The 18151-nt window shown below is 36.9% G+C and carries 19 protein-coding genes and 1 tRNA gene; 11 read left to right on the top strand and 9 right to left on the bottom strand.

Annotated features, from left to right (window positions below; genetic code table 11):
• Nucleotides 1–7 precede the first annotated feature (7 nt).
• Nucleotides 8–1219, bottom strand: coding sequence for a sensor histidine kinase (locus ABMA76_RS09670; protein ID WP_393061467.1), 1212 nt, complete (start codon nucleotides 1217–1219; stop codon nucleotides 8–10).
• 106 nt (nucleotides 1220–1325) lie between these two features.
• Nucleotides 1326–1401: transfer RNA gene (locus tag ABMA76_RS09675), tRNA-Met, on the bottom strand.
• A gap of 150 nt (nucleotides 1402–1551) precedes the next feature.
• Between ABMA76_RS09675 and ABMA76_RS09680 the strand changes: the two genes are divergently transcribed.
• A complete protein-coding gene (locus tag ABMA76_RS09680; protein ID WP_392910066.1) occupies nucleotides 1552–1848 on the top strand; it encodes a hypothetical protein in 297 nt (98 codons plus the stop codon).
• Between the two features lie 102 nt (nucleotides 1849–1950).
• A complete protein-coding gene (locus ABMA76_RS09685; protein WP_392910068.1) occupies nucleotides 1951–2967 on the top strand; it encodes a tryptophan--tRNA ligase in 1017 nt (338 codons plus the stop codon).
• Nucleotides 2968–2972: 5 nt separating this feature from the next.
• Here the strand turns inward: ABMA76_RS09685 and ABMA76_RS09690 are convergent, their stop codons facing one another.
• The 5 genes from ABMA76_RS09690 to rplU form a co-directional block, all read right to left on the bottom strand.
• Nucleotides 2973–3440, bottom strand: coding sequence for a 23S rRNA (pseudouridine(1915)-N(3))-methyltransferase RlmH (locus ABMA76_RS09690; protein WP_393061469.1), 468 nt, complete (start codon nucleotides 3438–3440; stop codon nucleotides 2973–2975).
• A gap of 6 nt (nucleotides 3441–3446) precedes the next feature.
• Complete coding sequence (rsfS, locus tag ABMA76_RS09695; RefSeq protein WP_393061471.1) at nucleotides 3447–3911, bottom strand: ribosome silencing factor; 465 nt, start codon at nucleotides 3909–3911, stop codon at nucleotides 3447–3449.
• A 3-nt stretch (nucleotides 3912–3914) separates the two neighbouring features.
• Entirely contained in the window at nucleotides 3915–4916 is a 1002-nt protein-coding gene (obgE, locus tag ABMA76_RS09700) for a GTPase ObgE (protein ID WP_392910074.1), read from the bottom strand.
• 89 nt (nucleotides 4917–5005) lie between these two features.
• A complete protein-coding gene (gene rpmA / locus ABMA76_RS09705; RefSeq protein ID WP_392910076.1) occupies nucleotides 5006–5260 on the bottom strand; it encodes a 50S ribosomal protein L27 in 255 nt (84 codons plus the stop codon).
• Nucleotides 5261–5286: 26 nt separating this feature from the next.
• Entirely contained in the window at nucleotides 5287–5592 is a 306-nt protein-coding gene (gene rplU, locus ABMA76_RS09710) for a 50S ribosomal protein L21 (RefSeq protein ID WP_021266313.1), read from the bottom strand.
• A gap of 244 nt (nucleotides 5593–5836) precedes the next feature.
• On the opposite strand from rplU, the gene ABMA76_RS09715 reads away from it, so the two are divergent.
• Nucleotides 5837–6646 (top strand): hypothetical protein, encoded by an 810-nt coding sequence (locus ABMA76_RS09715; RefSeq protein WP_392910078.1) that lies wholly within the window; start codon nucleotides 5837–5839, stop codon nucleotides 6644–6646.
• Here ABMA76_RS09715 and ABMA76_RS09720 read toward each other — a convergent pair.
• The gene (locus ABMA76_RS09720; protein WP_393061473.1) at nucleotides 6643–7185 is read right to left on the bottom strand and encodes a hypothetical protein; all 543 of its coding nucleotides are present in this window, start codon (nucleotides 7183–7185) and stop codon (nucleotides 6643–6645) included. The two genes, ABMA76_RS09715 and ABMA76_RS09720, sit on opposite strands and share 4 nt — an antisense overlap.
• Before the next feature lie 47 nt (nucleotides 7186–7232).
• Between ABMA76_RS09720 and ABMA76_RS09725 the strand changes: the two genes are divergently transcribed.
• From ABMA76_RS09725 to ABMA76_RS09760, 8 genes are all read left to right on the top strand, one after another.
• Nucleotides 7233–8489, top strand: a complete 1257-nt coding sequence (locus ABMA76_RS09725) for a dicarboxylate/amino acid:cation symporter (RefSeq protein ID WP_392910082.1) — start codon at nucleotides 7233–7235, stop codon at nucleotides 8487–8489.
• A 156-nt stretch (nucleotides 8490–8645) separates the two neighbouring features.
• Entirely contained in the window at nucleotides 8646–10175 is a 1530-nt protein-coding gene (locus tag ABMA76_RS09730; protein ID WP_392910084.1) for a transglycosylase SLT domain-containing protein, read from the top strand.
• A 128-nt stretch (nucleotides 10176–10303) separates the two neighbouring features.
• Nucleotides 10304–11443 carry a hypothetical protein gene (locus ABMA76_RS09735; protein ID WP_393061475.1) on the top strand — a complete coding sequence of 380 codons (1140 nt, stop codon included), beginning with the start codon at nucleotides 10304–10306 and terminating at the stop codon, nucleotides 11441–11443.
• Nucleotides 11444–11595: 152 nt separating this feature from the next.
• Nucleotides 11596–12768, top strand: coding sequence for a hypothetical protein (locus ABMA76_RS09740; protein WP_392910088.1), 1173 nt, complete (start codon nucleotides 11596–11598; stop codon nucleotides 12766–12768).
• 183 nt (nucleotides 12769–12951) lie between these two features.
• Nucleotides 12952–13908: a porin gene (locus tag ABMA76_RS09745; protein ID WP_392910191.1), complete on the top strand. Its 957-nt coding sequence runs from the start codon at nucleotides 12952–12954 to the stop codon at nucleotides 13906–13908.
• Between the two features lie 619 nt (nucleotides 13909–14527).
• Nucleotides 14528–15493 (top strand): porin, encoded by a 966-nt coding sequence (locus ABMA76_RS09750; RefSeq protein ID WP_392910090.1) that lies wholly within the window; start codon nucleotides 14528–14530, stop codon nucleotides 15491–15493.
• Nucleotides 15494–15592: 99 nt separating this feature from the next.
• Nucleotides 15593–16588, top strand: a complete 996-nt coding sequence (locus ABMA76_RS09755; RefSeq protein ID WP_392910092.1) for a hypothetical protein — start codon at nucleotides 15593–15595, stop codon at nucleotides 16586–16588.
• A gap of 91 nt (nucleotides 16589–16679) precedes the next feature.
• On the top strand, nucleotides 16680–17666 hold the full coding sequence (locus tag ABMA76_RS09760) for a hypothetical protein (protein ID WP_392910094.1): 987 nt from the start codon (nucleotides 16680–16682) through the stop codon (nucleotides 17664–17666).
• On the opposite strand, the gene ABMA76_RS09765 is transcribed toward ABMA76_RS09760, so the two are convergent.
• A complete protein-coding gene (locus ABMA76_RS09765) occupies nucleotides 17663–18139 on the bottom strand; it encodes a tRNA (cytidine(34)-2'-O)-methyltransferase (protein WP_393061477.1) in 477 nt (158 codons plus the stop codon). The two genes, ABMA76_RS09760 and ABMA76_RS09765, sit on opposite strands and share 4 nt — an antisense overlap.
• Nucleotides 18140–18151 lie beyond the last annotated feature (12 nt).

An 18151-nucleotide genomic window follows, 5' to 3' on the forward strand; every position in this document is an offset into this window, starting at 1 on the left:
AATTTATTTATGGTTTTTTTAATGGAAAACTAAGAGTAAATTCCGTGCCTTTCCCAGCACTTGTAGGTGAGAGGACAGATATTTTGGCCCCTGATAACTCAGTGAAGTAGCGAACAATTGGTAACCCATAACCTGTACCAATTTCTCCTATTGTACCTAGTCGCGATGTCTTCTTATCAAAATCAAAGATTTTATCGATAATATCCTCAGGTATGCCAACCCCTTCATCGCGAAAACTTAAGATGGCCGCATCATCTTGGGCCTTAAATGTAACTTCAATGACTCCTTCAATATGACTAAACTTAACTGCATTTGAAAGGAGGTTACTTAAGATATGGTCTTTTAGGATAGATGGTGAAAACTTTATGTAAAATCCACCTAAGTCGTTAAAAACTAATTTTAGATGCTTCTTATTCATTTCTTTAAATTGCTCACTTAAATAAGTTCTCACTTCAGAAGAGCTGATTAATTTTCTATCTTCTTGAAGGCCCTCGGAGCTTAATTGAAAGCTTCTAACATTTTGAATAATTTCTTCGATTTTTGTGAAAGCTTTTTTTATCTGCCTTGTTTCTACTTCCTTTATATGAAAACGTCTTTTTAAACTTTCAATTTTAAGTTTTAGTATTGTTATAGGATTTGAAAGGTCGTGGAGTACGACGTGTAAAAGGGTATCGAGCTGCTCCTTTGAATTTTCAATTTCATCTCGCGTACTTTGCTCTAGCCAAGTGTAGTAGAGAAAGAAGAGGGTAATAACTATTGAGAAGTGAATAATATTCATTCTCTTCTCGGCCATATATAGCTCGTGTGGAACTCTTACTGTCATCGAAAGTATCTGTGCTTCAAATGTGTAGAAAACAGCGTAGATAGCAAGCATGAGTAAGATACCAATGATCATACCCTTCTTTCTAAAAAATATTGCAAAGAAGATCGGAAAACCTGCTATCCAAAAAACTCCCGGTGCATGAATTCCTCCAAAAGAAGTAATGAGAACTAGTGTAATTGCAAAAGATGGAAAGAGACTTGATAGGTTTCTAAGGAGATGTTGCCCTTTATAGTCAAAATAATAGAAGGCCAGATAGAGAGTAGAGATCGGTAAAACAAAATAATACAAAACTGAATCATTAATAAAATGATGATGCCTAAAAGCATAGCTGACCAGTGAGACCATTGCCATGACATTGGTAAAGTGAATGAGAATTGTATTAAGTCGATCTTTCATAATAACTAAATATTTATATATAAAAGTTTGTCGGTTATGACGAATTTTTATTTAGTTTTAATGACGGTAAGTGTGGTAAATGACTGGGTTTTTTTATTTAAGAAATTGGTTGCGGGGGCTGGATTCGAACCAACGACCTTCGGGTTATGAGCCCGACGAGCTACCAACTGCTCCACCCCGCGACAAAGTAAAATCAATATATTATCAGAAAGGTCTTATGTCAAATTAAATTTGTCAGACATAAATTACTAAAATTTCTAGAAGACGCTCCGATATGAACTCTGTATGAGGGATGTTAAAAAAATAAAATTTTTGGAGTTTAGAAGATGGAAATGCAAAATCATAGTAAGTTAACGATTGATATCGACACTTCAGAGCTTACGCCTGCACAACTTCGCGCGATTAAGACAATTAATATGCTAATGGCACATATTGTGACGACTGAAGATGAAGCAGATTTTTTTGATGGGACTGCTGAAGTTATGAGAATTTGTGCTTCACTAGTTAAACAGTCAAAATTTTGCCAAGGCAATTCATCAATTCCATATGGTGATCAAGCATTGGAGTTTTCAATTGAGCTATTAACAGAGCTTATGGAATCTTCTTCAGTAGTAAAATACGATAATTAAGAGAATAGATATTTTGTTAGAAAAGGGCCTTAAGTGGGCCCTTTTTTTTTGTGTAAATATTAGCTATAAAAGACTGTGAACTTTTATAATTAGGCTTTTAGAATGAGTGACTCAAGTAAAAAGAAAATTTGTCTTACAGGTGTTAAACCGACAGGAATGCCACATTTAGGAAACTATATTGGCGCGATCAAACCAGCTATTGATAATGTTAAGAACTCTGAAATGGAAGGCTATTTTTTCATTGCAGACTATCACTCACTAATTACTGTTCATGATGGTGAAACTCTTCGCAGTGATATTTACGAAGTTGCCGCAACTTGGTTGGCGGCAGGGCTTGACCCTGAAAAAGCAGTTCTTTACAAGCAAAGTGATGTTCCTGAGATCACCGAACTTAACTGGATTATTTCTTGTTTTGCTTCTAAGGGTTTAATGAATCGCGCACATGCTTATAAAGCTAAGAAAGATAAGAATGCTGAAGAGAATCGTGATGAGGACTTTGGTATTAATATGGGCCTATTTTCTTATCCAGTACTTATGGCCGCAGATATTCTCTTTATGAATGCGAACTATGTTCCAGTTGGTGAGGATCAACTTCAGCATATTGAGATTGCTCGTGATATCGCTTCAAGCTTTAATCATAAATATGGTGATCTTCTAACTCTACCTGAAGCTATTGTTAGTAAGGAAGAAGTGAAGTTACTTCCAGGTCTTGATGGCCGAAAAATGAGTAAGTCGTATAATAATCATATTCCTTGTTTTGTTCCTGAGAAGAAATTAAAGAAGATGATTAATAAAATCACGACAGACTCAACTCCACCAGAGGCTCCAAAGAACCCTGATGATTCTCTAATCTTTGATATCTATAAATTCTTTGCCACAAAAGAAGAGCAAGATGCTTTAGCAAAGCGCTACCGAGAAGGAATTGGATGGGGCCATGCAAAGCTTGAACTTTTTGAAATTGTAAATCGTGAGATGAAAGAAGCTCGTGAAAAATATGATGCACTTATGGCAGATAAATCTCAAATTGATAAGATACTAGCTGAAGGTGCCGCAAAGGTTCGTCCAATTGCTCAAGAAAATTTAAGACGTATTAAAAAGGCCATTGGCGTTTCAAATTAATTCTTTTAGTTCTTATGATAAGGGTGATCTTGTTTGATCGTCTGTGCACGGTAAATTTGTTCGATAAGAACAAGTCGTGCAATTTTATGTGGAAATGTCATTGGAGATAGGGAGAGTTGATAATCAACTGTCTTTAGAAATTCTTTTGGAAAGCCGGCCGCTCCACCAATTAAGAAGCAAACACCTTTTTGCTGAGTTTCAATAACGTCATAGATAAACTTACTCAGTTTTTCACTATCACAAGTTTTTCCATGCTCAGTCATGGCAACGATATGTTGGTTTCCAAACTTAGCTTTAATGGATTCGACTTTATTTAGAAGTTCTTTGAGTTCAAGATCGATATTTTCTTGATGACCTTTACATTCGTGGATATGAAGTTTTGGGAAGTTAATACGCTTTAAGTATTCATTTTCAAGCGCGATAAGATGCTTATCTTTTAACTTCCCAATGACAATAACGTGATTGTCTTTCATAGATTACTAGAAGTAACCTTTGTCTGAGTCTGCAGAAGTTTCTGCATCATCAGAAGAGTAGTAGTACTCATTTGGAATTTCAACTGTTGGTACTGACCATAGGTTATCAATGTCGTAAGCTTCACGAGCTGACTCATCAAAGATATGAACAATAATGTCACCAAGGTCAATTAGAATCCAGTCTGTCTGTTGGTGTAGACCTTCTTTAGAGATGACTGTTTGTCCTTTTCTCTTCATTTGTTTTGCAATCTCATCAGACATAGCATTTGCCATTGAAGAGTTTGTTGCAGAAGCAAGTATGAAGTAATCAGCAAGAGCAGTCGTTTTTCTCATATCAAGAACTTTAAGGTTGATACCTTTAAAGTTTCCAAGAATCCAAGCACTGGCCATTGCGATATTTAGAGGGAATTTTAGTTTTGAATTATCTGCAATTTCATCTACGTTTTTTGTGATAAATTCATTTTGTGACATTGGTTAGTCCTTTATCGTTTTAAGCATTAAAGATTTAAGTAAGTCTATATTAAGTCCAGATACTGAAGAGATCGGAAGACACTTTCTATCAACTTGTGCTTCAAAGAAGTCTTGAAACTTCTTAATTTCTTCATCTGTCATAGCATCAATTTTTGTTAAACAAATTAGCTCTTTCTTATTTAAAAGATCTTCACTATAGCGACCAAGTTCTTGGCGAATAATTACGTATTGCTCAAATGCCTCGTATTCATCAAGACACCAAGAAACATCAACTAAGTGAACAAGAGATTTTGTTCTTTCAATATGTTTAAGGAATTTAATTCCAAGTCCTTTACCCTCAGAAGCATCTTCAATTAGCCCTGGAATATCGGCAACAACAAATGAGTCATCTTCACCAAGTGTAACAACACCAAGATTTGGCTCAAGAGTTGTAAAAGGATAGTCTGCAATCTTTGGCCTTGCCGCAGAGATTGAAGAGATCAGAGTCGACTTACCAGCATTTGGTAGTCCTACTAATGCGATATCAGCAAGTAGACGAAGTTCAAGTTCTACTTCAAGCTCAATACCTTCTTTTCCAGCAGTTGCTTTTCGTGGTGCTTGATTCGTTGCAGTTTTGAAGTGGATATTTCCAAGGCCACCACGTCCACCTTGGGCAACCATCAACCTCATACCGTGATCAGTTAGATCCGCGATAACTTGATTTGTTTCTGCATTACGAACAATCGTTCCAATAGGAACCTTAATTGTGAGGTCATCGCCAAATGCTCCACACATTTGACGGCCACCACCTTGTTGTCCGTGTTCGGCACGGTAGTGCTTTTTCCCTCTGAAGTTAACTAGAGTGTTCATTCCTTCGTCGGCTTCAAAGTAGATGCTCCCACCATCACCACCGTCACCACCATCTGGTCCACCAAATGGGATATACTTTTCGCGGCGAAAGCTTACGCATCCGTTTCCTCCGTTTCCGGAAATTACTGTAATTTTAACTTCATCGATAAATTTCATAATAAGGTCTTATATAAAAAAAGGGAGCACTATGTATAGGCTCCCTTTAATATTTACAACTAATTAATAGCGTAAAATGGTAATTTTAATTAAGCTTCAACAACAGAAACGATTTGCTTCTTCTTGTTATAGAAACCAAATTGTACTTTACCTTCTTTCGTAGCGAATAGAGTAAAGTCTTTTCCAACTTTTACGTTTTTACCAGCGTGGAACTTAGATCCCGCTTGTCTTACAATGATGTTTCCTGGAACAACTACTTCACCACCAAACTTCTTAACACCATACATATTTGGGTTTGAATCACGACCGTTACTTGTTGAACCACCGGCTTTTTTGTGTGCCATATCTAACTCCTAAAATTGATAATTAATTAAGCTTTAACTTCTTTGATTTTTAAAGTTGTAAAGTGTTGTCTGTGTCCGTTCTTCTTGATGTACTTACCTGGCTTTCTTTTAGAAACGATAACTTTTCTTGAACGATCATGTCTTACTACTTCAGCAACAACCTTAGCACCTGCAACAGTTGGAGCACCAACTTTTGCGCTTTCACCACCAACAAATAGAACCTTATCGAATTCTACTGTTGAACCAGCTTCTTGATCTAATTTCTGAACATCAATAGTCATACCAGCTTCTACTCTGTACTGGTGACCTGAGATCTCTACTACTCCGTACATACTTTCTCCTAATGAAAGGCAGCCTTTGGGGGTTGCTATATTATATCGCGAACTCTTTTTTCCCTCGGACTGAAATTAACTTTATGAAACTAGGATTTTTATTAATAATTGGGCCTGTTGTCAAGGACTAAGACGCAATTACACTCCTTTATTTGAGGATTTTTTGCCTAGCGCTAAGCCGAAATGCTTCCGAGCTTATTTTGTCGGAGAAAATACCGAAAAATTAAGTTGAATGGAGGCACTAATGCAATCTGTAAGTACTGAAAAATACACATATTATCAATATGCTAAGGAGCAGGCATTGCCTGTTTATATTAGACTGCGCGTCGCGGAGTTCGATCCTGAGATCGCAGGATTTTTGCAAATCATGAATTTTACCGAATTAGGTGAAAAAGAAAGTGAGTTGGCCCAACAAAATTTAGCGTCAAACCAATTGGCCAAGGTCATGACAATTGATGAGGCAACACCGATGGTTGCTGCTCAAATCAGATCAAATTTTGATAACGATAAGTATGGGAAAGAATCTATCGTTCAAAAGCCAGGCTACAATGTCTACCGCTATAAGAATATGGCGATGATTGTTCTATCTCTAGCGTCAAATGAGTGGCTTATGGGAACATTTCCCGAGCTAGGTCACACAGAAAGAGAATTTGAGAGCCGTGTGGTGATTAATCGTTTCCTAACTTGGGCACTGGCGCCAATGGGAATTATTGGCCTGTGGGGCCGTAAAACAAAGCAAGGAATCATCTTAGGTCGCATGGCCGAAGTAAAAGGTGAGGTGATCTATATTGATTATCGCAACCAGAATATATTTACGATGAGTGAAGTTCATAAGCTAAGAAAATCTGAAATATTCATCAAGCAAGATGCCCTTCATAAGTTGGGGCCAGTAAGAATGAGATTTGAAGATGCACAAGCATTTCTAGCAATTCATTCGGCCTATTTTGGTGCCAATGGGATGCCAATGGCAACAAGACAAGCTGTGGCCACTCTTGCCAAGAATATTATGAGCTATAAGTTTGCGGTAAATGATATTGCAAAAGAGTTGAGTTAATTTTTTAAAAGTTTAATGAGAAAAGAATCCTTATTTTTCACATCATCTTTTTTTATCATATGAATAAATATCGGGAAGCATGTAATTGTACATGCTCCTGAATATGTTATGGCAAGTCCGGCTTCGTCGTTCCAGATATAGACCGATGTGCCGTCATTATTGATAAACTTATCCTGCTTTCCATAGCGATTGATCAGTGACTGGTGAAAAGTATTGTGAAGAAAATAATTAGGAAGTCTTGCGTAGAAATCTAAAACGATTTCATCTCGAACATGAATAAAAACTGGAAAGAAATAACTTTGGTGGCGAATTTGAATTTCATATGTTGCCACTGGTTTTTTATCATTAATAAGCCTAATTGCTTTGTATTCTTTTTTTATATCTGACAGTTTTTGTCCAGGATGAAAAGGCTTAAATTTATCGAAGGTAAAATCGTAATTTGGTTCTTCTACCTTAGCTTTTGCCGGATTGATAAATATGCAAAATGATAAGAGAATAAATGAACATGTTAGAATTTTGTTAAGATTTTTTTCAACCATACGTTATTTTAAACGATTTGAATTTTTATAGTTAAAAGGGGAATTTAATGCAACCAGCAGCAAAGAAGGAAGCGCAGAAAATTGGTATTGCAATGGTGCTCGGATTAATTTTGGGTCTTCTGTTACATTATTTTGGAAAGGGTGAATACGTAAAATTTATTTCTCCTATCGGAGATGCCTTTATCTCCCTTTTAAAAATGGTAATCATTCCTCTTGTTTTCTCTTCAATCTTTATGGCCATGTATCATTTAGGTACTCCTGAATCTTTAGGAAGAATGGGTGTAAGGGCCGTAGCATACTATTTTGTGACAACATGTATTGCGGTTTTATTTGGTATCATTTTTGTAAACCTAATCAATCCTGGTGTTGGTGCTGATCTTGGGGCCGCTGGCGTACAAGGTTTATCAGAAGCGATGCAGTCTAAGGTTGCAAGTAGCTCTGGTGGTTGGGCATCACTATTTGCTTCAATTAAAGAAGTTCTTCTAGGTGCTATTCCTACTAACCCATTTGGTTCAATGGCCGATGGAAATATCCTTCAAGTAATTGTCTTCTCAATTCTAATGGGGATGACAGCATTATTTATTCCAAAAGATAGTGAGCCATTTGTAAAAGTTGTCGGTTCACTTGAATCACTTTCAAATAAGCTAACGATGGGTGTGATGAGCTTAGCTCCTTATGGGATCTTCGTCCTAATGACAGGTGTTCTTGCTAAATCTGGATTTGGCGCAATTGTTTCACTTTCAAAATATATGGTTACTGTAATTCTAGGTCTTATTTGTCATGGTATCTTCCTTCTTATGGTAGGTAGTATTCGTAGTAAGACATCTCCCCTTGAAATTATTAAGGGTATTGGACCAGCTATTATTACGGCATTCTCAACGGCTTCTTCAGCGGCAACTCTACCGATTACGATGATGAATGTTGAAGAGAACCTTGGAGTTGATAAGGACACTGCTAAGTTTGTTCTACCTCTTGGTGCAACTGTTAATATGGATGGGACGGCCTTATACGAATCAGTCGCGGCCATCTTTATTGCACAAGCTTATGGCTATGACTTAGGTCTTACACAACAAATTATTATTTTTATGACAGCTTCTCTAGCGGCCATTGGTGCTGCAGCGATTCCTGGAGCTGGACTCATTACAATGTCGATTGTTCTTTCGGCTGTTGGTCTTCCAATTGAGGGGATCGGTCTTATCCTGGCCGTTGATAGAATTTTGGACATGTTCAGAACTGCTGTTAACGTATTTGGTGATGCCATGGGAACAGTTGTTGTTGACTCAATGCTGAAAAATAAAGAATAAACAATACAAAGTATTGATTTTAGTACGTAACTTAACCGAAAAAATCTTTTCCTCGTTGACTCAGACACTACAATTTGAAAAAATATGAGAACCCTAAATTTAGGGTTCTCTTATATTTATGAACGCTGAATACACATATATAGTTAAGGATGATCGATGAGAATTAATGGATTAATTTTACTGATAGCCTCCCAACTGCTCTTTTCATGTATCTCTGTTGAGAAAGATGTCCCGAGCCCGAAGGACATTTCTGAAATAGTTGAGACAGATGCTGAAATCGAAGCTGATGCGGAGTTTTCAGAAGAAAAGATCATTGCACGAAGTGCTAAGCACGGTGCAGAGTTTTCAAGTGATCAAATTGTTGGGTCTGCAAAGATCGAACATCCGACATCTCACGAACTTAAGACTTACTTCCTATATGGAGCTGAGCACTTAAATCTTGAAAATAATTATTTTGACATCCCTGTTGTTTACAATGCTGCTGTTAAGAAATGGATTAAGTATTTTACAACTCGTGGCCGTGGCTTCTTTGAAAGATATTCTGCGAGAGCTGGAAGGTATGCGCCAATTCTTTCAAAAGTATTAAAAGACAACGGACTTCCACAGGATTTAATTTTCTTAGCAATGGCAGAGTCAGGTTTTCAAACGAAGGCAAAGTCATGGGCAAAAGCAGTTGGCCCTTGGCAGTTCATGCCATACACAGGACGTCGTTATGGACTTGAAGTTAATTGGTACGTTGACGAAAGACGTGACCCAATTAAATCTTCATATGCAGCATCGAAATATTTAAGAAAGTTATTTAACCAATTTGGTTCTTGGGAACTTGCTGCTGCTTCATATAATGCTGGTGAAGGGAAGATGTCACGTGCAATTCGCCGCTACCGCACAAAGAACTTTTGGAAAATTAGAAAGGGCCGCTATCTTAAGCCAGAAACAAAAAACTATGTTCCAAAAATTATGGCCCTTGCGATTATCGGAAAGAACCTTAAGTCATTTGGTTTTGAAGAAATCGATTGGCATGAGCCTTTAGACTTTCAAGAGATTTCTGTTCCTGGTGGAGCGGATTTATTTGAAATCGCAAAAGATCTAAATGTTGAATTTGATGATCTACACTATCTAAACCCAGAGATTCAAAGATGGTTTACACCGCCAACTCATAAGACTTATACACTAAGAGTTCCAGTTGGAAAAAGAGAGCAGTGGGCCGCTTGTTGTACACAGAAGAACTACGTTGCAAGTCAGGATGTTTTTCAGAAGTACCGCGTAAGAGGAAAGAGAACTCGTCTTGATGATGTTGCAAGAAAGTTTAAAATTAAAGATAAAGAAGTTCTTACTTGGCTAAACAATGATTACAAATCACATCGTTCTAGAGTGAAGCGTGGGTCATATGTGACACTGCCTTTTAGAATCGGTCAGAGTAAGAAAGATAATATGTATGCTGATCTTTACGATAAGCCACGTAAGTCAGTTGTGAGAAAGAGAAAGTATCGCAATCGTATTCGCCTAGCTAAACAACGTGGAAAGAAAATTAGTAATCCAACAAAGTACTATACAGTTCAACGTGGTGACTCTTTATGGTCAGTATCACGAAAGACTGGAGTTAGCCTTGATACCCTAATCGTTTCTAACTTAAAGATCATTAAGAAGAGACAAATTAGAGCAGGTGACAGACTCGTCATTAAATAATCTAAAAAAATGTAAGAAAAAAATAGTGAAAATACCTGAAACCACGCTTTAATGCGTGGTTTCGCTATTTAAATTCCAAAAAAAATAAGCTATTGTATTGCCAAACACAACACAAGGAATTTGGTACCATGGCCTATAGCGATATTCTAAAGCTTAAAAAAGTCGAAGTTAAACAAGAAGAGAAGACATTTATTAAAAACTTAATTGTTGGAAATGATATCTTTGCTATCGACTTATTTGACCATTTAAATAACTTAGATGCGACAAGTGTGAAGCTTCTATCAGAGGAAGAAATTACTGAAGATAATTTCAAACTTATGGGGCCATCATTAATTCGCGGTGAAGAAAATATCTCAATCTTCAAAGAACTAGGGCTCGTTGAAGAAGCTCAAATTAGTAGCTCTTGTTTTTATAAAGACTCAAAGTTTCATGCCTTTGGCTCACGTACAAAGCCAATGCCACTACTTTGGGGAGAAGAGAGTTATATTGATAATCATATTCAATTGTCACCATCTGAAATTCTTCCATCTCTTAATAAAGAAGGGCTTCTTGAAAGAATCAAAGAGAATAGTTATGGCCTTAGAATCAAAGAAATTTTCCGTACAACTCCTGAAGAGCTTATTGATCAGGCCTTCTGGAAAGTATGCCTAACAAATGGGTTAATTATTGAATGTGAAAACCTATACTGGGGAGAGTCTCCATCAAAATTTTTAGAGCTTTTCAAAGATAAGAAAACGCTTTCTAGTGAGTTTATCGAATTCTGTGAAAGCACGACTACGCCGTGTTCTTTATATGTTCACTTAGATCTTGAAGAGAAAATTACTAAGGAAGAAGATCAAGAACAGACTTACTTCTTTCCTCTTTCTTTTACTCACGATTGGGGACATTTTATTGGTGAAATTTGTGATTCAGAGAGTGAGGGTTATGCTCAAACGGCCAAATTCGTTACTTTTGTCGATAAAGAAGAGAGCACGGAAGAAGATATTTCTAAAAAAATCAATCTTTTGAAGAAAAACCTAGCTAAGAATTTTGACGCTTTTGATGAGAATAAGTCAAAGGAGCGCGTGGTTTTAAGAGATTATTCTTATTGTCCAGATATTGACGATTCTTCAATTGCAGATGGAACTCTAAATGAAGATCATCTAATATTCTTTAGTTTCAACGCTCCTTTGAAGCAGGCGGCGACAAAAAATACTACATTCGTAGATTCCTGGATGTCGTCAAAATTCCTTGCACGTGGCATGGCCGTCCAAGCAAAGATAAAATAAAAAATACTTATACAAACCCCGGAATTACGAATTCTTCAGCAATTTCGGGGTGTTGACATTCATCCCATCTCCTTTGAAAATTTAAGAACTAACATTTTTTAGAAGAGTTTAATAATTAAACTCAAGGATTTTACTCACTCAAGGAGAGGAATATGAAAAAGGTATTTTTAGGAGCAGCTACGCTAGCACTTTTAAGTACAAGCGCTTACGCAACAAAAGCAAGACTTCTTGCTCTTGGTGATGAAGTTGAAGACAACTACTACACAATGGATGATCGTTACATCTTTACTAACGCATCATTTGTAAACAACTTTGGTGACATGGTTGTACTTGAATATGGTGAGCAAGGTGTCGGTGCGGGATATGCATCTCTAGACGCTGATAGTGATCCAAAAGCAATGGGTGGATTCTTTAAGAAAATGGGGAACTTCACATATGGTGTTTATTTAGGAAATGAGTCGAATATTTCTTCTTCTTTAAGAATTCTTGCAACAAACCAAACTCCAGCTCTACTAAATAACTTTGGTTACTTAGCAACAGCAGATAATCAAGTAGATCTTTTTATTGGTGGTAAAGCAGGTGTAAATTGGGGTGCTTCTTTTGTTTACGCTTCTTCTGAAAATGAAATTTACGAAGATAGCGCAATGGCGCTTAGAATAGGTGCTAACAAAGACAACTGGGATGCTTATGCGAATATTTCTTTAAAATCAGAATCTGAAAACTTAAACGCAGCTGCAAATGGTAATAAGTTTGATGGTACTTTAGGTGTACAAGTTGGTGGTTCTTACACTCTTAATCAAGATACAAAGTTTTATGGTTCATACAAAACTTTTTCATGGGATCAAGTTAGAGAGGCACAGGAAGGTGAAGGTGACCTTTCTCGTCTAGACCTAGGAGTTGGAAAAGAATACAAAGTTGATGGCGGAATGGTTTTCATTAGAACTGCATTTCAAATGATTGATGTAGAAGTTAAAGACCCGAGCACAAATACAGCATCTCTTGAAACAATGAATCTTCCAGTTATTATTGGTGTTGAAAGAAAAGCTAATGATTGGTTAACTCTTAGAGGATCTGTTTCACAATCAATTTACTCAAATGCCGACTCTAAAGGTTTAGCAACATATGCAACTGCTGCAAACGAATTAGCTAGAGCTGTAATTGAAAACTATAATGGTTCATTCATTGATGGTGAAGCATCATTTGAAAACACAACTCGTGTTAACTTAGGTGCTACTCTTACTTATAAAACTGTTGATATTGATGTTTACACTGGTTCAAACGGTGAAGACACTGATTCAAGAGTTGCTATGAAGTATAACTTCTAATCAACTTTAAAATTTTTGATTATATACAGAAGGCCGTGGAAGCATAATCACGGCCTTTCTTAAAAAAAAGTAAAAAAAAATTGCACACAAAAACAAAAAGGGTATAATTTAGTAAATTATTTTTAAAATCGAACTAGAACGCTAGTTTAAATAAAACAAAACAAGGAGTAAGTTTTGAAAAAAATGACAGGTATTATCGCAATGGCAGTACTTTCTTCTGCAGCATTTGCAAACACAATCGTTCCAGAAACTTCACGTGATGGAAAAACTAAAAATGATTCAGTAATCGCTACTACTGGTGAAATGAGAACTTTCGTAGCTGGTGAGTATAACTCAAAAACAACAGAGTCTGACGCTGCTGGTTCATCAGAAGTTGATACAACTAACATGAATGTTTATGGTGCATGGTCAAACAAAATGATCTCTGTTGAAGCAGATATCAACATGGGTGAGTTTGCTGATACTGATAATGATTCATATGGTGTTAAAGCTGCATATAGAATCAACAAGGATTTTGCTCTAGGTCTTGGATACACAATGATGTCTCAAGATACAGCTAATGATGATGAGCAAACAAAACTAGAAATCGCTGGTTCATACAACATGAATGACCTTGTAATCGGTGCTTCTTTTGCAATTAACTCTGAAGAAGATAATGCTGGTACAGACGGTTCATACAACACTCTTACAGTAGGTGTTGGTTCAAACGCTAACAATATGTCTTGGGAAGCAGGTCTTACTTACACAATGGAAGAAGATACTGATCTAGATGTAGGTTCAAAATTTGAACTATTTGCTGGTATGACTAAAGTTGTTAACAACATCGAATTAGACGGTGATCTTTCTTATACAACTGGTGATGCTTCTGCAACTGCTGGTGGTGACTACACTAACCTAGAGCTTAACTTTGATGCTGAATTCCTAGTAGGGAAAATGTTCTACATCACTCCAGGTCTTAACTACACAAGCGAAGATAATGATGGTTCAGAAACTAACCAACTTGATCTATCTGCTGACTTTGGTTACAGAGCTAACAAGATCGATGCAACTTTTGGTATTGACTATGCTGTAATGGCCGAAGAAAACAATGTTGATTTTGATTCAATGGCTTGGAAAGTTAATGTAGCTTACAACTTCTAATTTTAATTTTAAAATTTAGAATATACGTGAAGGGAGGCTTATGCCTCCCTTTTTGTTTGCGTGCATCCGCAGGAGCGGATGACGCAATTCAACCCAGCGAGTCCCAGGAAGGGACGAGTCGGGTAACAAGCCATGCAATCTCGCTTACTATTTATTGAATGAATTACTTTGCAAAAAAACGCAGGAGCGGATGACGCAATTCAACCCAGCGAGTCCCAGGAACGGACGAGTCGGGTAACAAGCCATGCAATCTCGCTTACTATTTATTGAATGAATTACTTTGCAAAAAAACGCAGGAGCGGATGACGCAATTCAACCCAGCGAGTCCCAGGAACGGACGAGTCGGGTAACAAGCCATGCAATCTCGCTTGCTATTTATTGAATGAATTACTTTGCAAAAAAGCGCAGGAGCGGATGACGCAATTCAACCCAGAGGCGACCACGAAGGGAGCCTTCGGGTACAGTCTTTGCAAAATTAAGTAGCTCATTATTGAATGAAACTCTTAGTTGTAAATATAGAATCCACAGCCGTCTAAGTTTCTTTTTTTTAATTAATTTAAGTTTTTATTTTTTTCTTCTTAGTTGAAAATTTGCATATACAAATTTAATGGAGGAAGAAATGAATAAAACATTTATGGCGGCAACTTTAGTTGGGCTTACAACATCAGCAGTATTTGCAAACACGATTGTTCCTGAAATATCACGTGATGGTAAAACTAAAAATGATTCAACAATTGCAGTAACACAACAGATGAGATCTTTTATAGCAGCAGAATATAACTCTACTACGTTTGAGCCTGATGCAGGTGGCGAAATCGATACGACTAATTTTGATATATTTGGAGGCTGGTCAAATAAAATGCTTTCTATTGAGGCCGATCTCGATTTTGGTAATGTTGATACAGGTGCAGCTGACACTGATTTTACGACTTACGATATTAAGGCCGGCTTTAGATTAAATAAAGAATTCGCTCTAGGGCTTGGGTATCAGATGATAGACACTGATCCTAATAATGAAGTTTCTACAATTGAAATAGCGGCATCATATAATATGAATAATTTTATAATTGGTGCATCATTTAGCATTGTTGATGAAGATACTGGTTCTGCTGATGGTTCTCACAGTAGAATTATATTTGGTGTAGGCTCAAATGAAACTGCAATGTCTTGGGAAGCAGGTCTTCAATTCGATTTAGAGGAGAAAGATGATGCAGTAACATCTCCTTCTAGAACGAAGTTATTTGCTGGTACGACAATGATTATAGGTGATATGGAAATTGACGGAGATATCGATTATACAACTGGTGACTTTACTGTTGCTGGTGGAGATTTTTCTGAGTTACATCTAAATATTGATGCTGAGTTCATGGTTGGTGGAATGTTTTATATTACACCAGGTTTAGAGTACACAACTACAGATAATAATGGAACAGATACCGATCAATTAGATCTATCTGCAGATTTCGGATACCGAGCAAATATGATTGATGCTACTTTCGGTATTGATTATGCTTTAATGGGTGAGGTCGGAAATGCTGACTATGATGAAATGGCATGGAAGATTAATGTTGCTTACTTATTTTAAAAACTAATTATGATCTAATACCTATTTGTAAAAGGGAGATTTTCATCTCCCTTTTACAGTTGTATAATCGATGACAACATATACGCCTAGGAGCTTTAGTTGAAATCGATTACATTTTTAATACTTATTACTCTTTCACTGATTAGTGCTAGTGTATCTGCAAATTTTATTCTTCCTGAAATTTCTCGTGATGGTAAAAGCTTAAACACTTCGGTTATTTCTGTCTCTCAAGAAAAAAGAAACTTTACCGCTATCAAGTATGAATACTTAAGTGTGGAAAGTGATGCGACTCCAGCAGTTGAAATCAAACAAAGCTCTCCAGGTGTTTGGGGTGGATTTTCGACGAATGGCTTTAGTGGCCAGTTAAATTTGGATATTCCTACTTATAATATGGAAGGTGCAAAAAACCATGCAACTAATTTCTCATTTCTAGGTGGATACCAAGTAAATAAGAATCTTACCTTAGGGCTTGGTTACACAAAGTCTGAATTAGATATTTCAACAGATGAAAGCGTAATTGCTGCTGGAGGGAGTCTTAAAGTAAATGATAAGGTTTTAGGTGGCTCTATTGAATATGTTGAAAACAAAACTTCTGCCACAAAAGGTGGATTCTTTATTCTAAGTGCAGGCTTTGGCCAGCAAGATGCTAAGAATAGTGTTGAAGCAGGTGTTCAATTAATGACAGAGGGCTCTGATGATTTAACAACAGGAAAGCGTTTTACTCTTTTTAGTGGGATGACAAAAGTTGTTAACGGCATTGAAATAGATGGTAGCTTCACATACGAATTCGGAAATTACCTAAAAGATGAAGATAATAGCTCAGATGGAAATAACTTTAATGCACTTTCTTTTGAATTTGATGCTGAATTCTTAGTAGGGTCAAACTTCTATATTACTCCGGGAATTAATTATTCTGCAGAAAACGCACCAGGTGTTTCAAGTGATACTTCTGACGTTAGGTTAAAAACTGATTTCGGTTATCGCACAAAAAGACTAGATGCAACAATCGGTGTAAGCTATGTCTTCGTCGGAGAAGAGAATGATATCGATTATGATGGCCTTGGTTGGTCCCTAAATATTGGGTGCTCAATCTAAGATTTATTTATAAATTTTATATGTGGACGGGGAGGCTTTGACCTCCCTTTTTATATCCTCTAAAATAAATAAAACATGTTTGAGAGGGGATATGAAAAAACAAATTTTTGCACTATCACTACTAATATCATCAACTGCATTTGCAAATCGAGTTATGCCTGTAATCTCTAAAGATGGTAAAACGAGACACAGTTCTTCAATGGCCGTGTCAAATGATCGTAGACAATTTTTTAATACTCAATTTGAAGGTGGGAGTGCTGAGATTCAAGATATTGATACCCTAGATAGCTCTGACTTTGATATCAATGGTGCTTTTGGAAATCGCTTATTTTCGACGGAGTTTTCTTATAACGACAATGTCGGTTTCGCTCAGACTAGACCAATCATTACAGAAGTTGGTCATAATAGAGAGGCCGTTCTTCTAATGGGATTTAGACCTGTTGATTTAGTATCTTTTGGTTTCGGTTATCGAAATATTGAAAGAGATATGCAAAATAAGAATATTAATACTTTTGAAGTTGAAGCTTCAACAATGTTTAATATTAACCGCGTAAGTTTTGGTGGTGCCTATAAGTATGTAAAACCAAACTCACAAAGACATGGTTACTACGCAGACTTAACTCTTGCTGGTGGATACTTAGACGAGGTTCTTTCTGCTGAAGCTGGTTTAAGTGTTAAGACGAAGAGCCAAGAGCTTAATCGCGGAACTCGTAAAGAATTCTTTATTGGTGGAACAAGAAAGTATAGTAACTTAGAATTTGATACTGATTTTGAGTATGAGTCGGGAGACAATGGTTACGAGACAGGTGACTATAAGAGAATGAAGTTTAACTTTGATCTTGAAGTCCTTTATACGAAATACCTATATGTAACTCCAGGAATTGAATATAGAAAGCTTGAGATTAACAACTCTTCATCTGAGCAAGTTTATACTTCTGTGGATTTTGGTTATCGTGAAGCTGGAATGGATATAACTCTTGCTTTTGATTATTTAGCTGATGGAAGTCTTGAGATTGCAAATCAAGATATTAAGCTTGATCAGTATCGCGTAACTTTAGGGATGGGATACCTATTCTAGTATTGAATAACTCTTAAGGCTTCGAAGGCCACGGCCGTGGCCACATTTGAGAGATTCAACGATCTCACATGTTCTGAAAACATCGGAAGACAAAATAAACGATTAGGGTAGCTATCAAAGATATGCTTTGGTAGCCCTTTCGTTTCGGAACCAAAGACTAAATAACACCCCTTCGAGTAGCCACGTCCATAGAAGTGGTTTTCCTTAGCAGTCTTTGTGTAGAAGAATAGATCTTCTTCTTGTGGCCTTTCATTTTCAATAAATTCTTCCCAGTTTTCGTATTCGGCAACTTCAACGTGTTTCCAGTAATCAAGGCCTGCTCGTCTTACGGCCTTCTCTGAAAGATCAAAACCATAAGGTTTAATAAGGACTAGTCTTGCGCCAAGAGCGATGCAAGTACGCCCAATACTCCCGGTGTTTCCGGGAATATCTGGCGCATATAGAACAATGTTAAAAATTGCGTTACTACTCACTGGGATGACTTC

This window comes from Halobacteriovorax sp. ZH5_bin.2, assembly GCF_043196375.1.
Lineage (GTDB): Bacteria > Bdellovibrionota > Bacteriovoracia > Bacteriovoracales > Bacteriovoracaceae > Halobacteriovorax_A.

Excerpts from the sequence above, each read along its gene's own strand:
- ABMA76_RS09670 (WP_393061467.1), bottom strand. The coding sequence starts at position 1,219 with ATGAAAGATCGACTTAATACAATTCTCATTCACTTTACCAATGTCATG.
- ABMA76_RS09680 (WP_392910066.1), top strand. The coding sequence starts at position 1,552 with ATGCAAAATCATAGTAAGTTAACGATTGATATCGACACTTCAGAGCTT.
- ABMA76_RS09685 (WP_392910068.1), top strand. The coding sequence starts at position 1,951 with ATGAGTGACTCAAGTAAAAAGAAAATTTGTCTTACAGGTGTTAAACCG.
- ABMA76_RS09690 (WP_393061469.1), bottom strand. The coding sequence starts at position 3,440 with ATGAAAGACAATCACGTTATTGTCATTGGGAAGTTAAAAGATAAGCAT.
- rsfS (WP_393061471.1), bottom strand. The coding sequence starts at position 3,911 with ATGTCACAAAATGAATTTATCACAAAAAACGTAGATGAAATTGCAGAT.
- obgE (WP_392910074.1), bottom strand. The coding sequence starts at position 4,916 with ATGAAATTTATCGATGAAGTTAAAATTACAGTAATTTCCGGAAACGGA.
- rpmA (WP_392910076.1), bottom strand. The coding sequence starts at position 5,260 with ATGGCACACAAAAAAGCCGGTGGTTCAACAAGTAACGGTCGTGATTCA.
- rplU (WP_021266313.1), bottom strand. The coding sequence starts at position 5,592 with ATGTACGGAGTAGTAGAGATCTCAGGTCACCAGTACAGAGTAGAAGCT.
- ABMA76_RS09715 (WP_392910078.1), top strand. The coding sequence starts at position 5,837 with ATGCAATCTGTAAGTACTGAAAAATACACATATTATCAATATGCTAAG.
- ABMA76_RS09720 (WP_393061473.1), bottom strand. The coding sequence starts at position 7,185 with ATGGTTGAAAAAAATCTTAACAAAATTCTAACATGTTCATTTATTCTC.
- ABMA76_RS09725 (WP_392910082.1), top strand. The coding sequence starts at position 7,233 with ATGCAACCAGCAGCAAAGAAGGAAGCGCAGAAAATTGGTATTGCAATG.
- ABMA76_RS09730 (WP_392910084.1), top strand. The coding sequence starts at position 8,646 with ATGAGAATTAATGGATTAATTTTACTGATAGCCTCCCAACTGCTCTTT.
- ABMA76_RS09735 (WP_393061475.1), top strand. The coding sequence starts at position 10,304 with ATGGCCTATAGCGATATTCTAAAGCTTAAAAAAGTCGAAGTTAAACAA.
- ABMA76_RS09740 (WP_392910088.1), top strand. The coding sequence starts at position 11,596 with ATGAAAAAGGTATTTTTAGGAGCAGCTACGCTAGCACTTTTAAGTACA.
- ABMA76_RS09745 (WP_392910191.1), top strand. The coding sequence starts at position 12,952 with ATGACAGGTATTATCGCAATGGCAGTACTTTCTTCTGCAGCATTTGCA.
- ABMA76_RS09750 (WP_392910090.1), top strand. The coding sequence starts at position 14,528 with ATGAATAAAACATTTATGGCGGCAACTTTAGTTGGGCTTACAACATCA.
- ABMA76_RS09760 (WP_392910094.1), top strand. The coding sequence starts at position 16,680 with ATGAAAAAACAAATTTTTGCACTATCACTACTAATATCATCAACTGCA.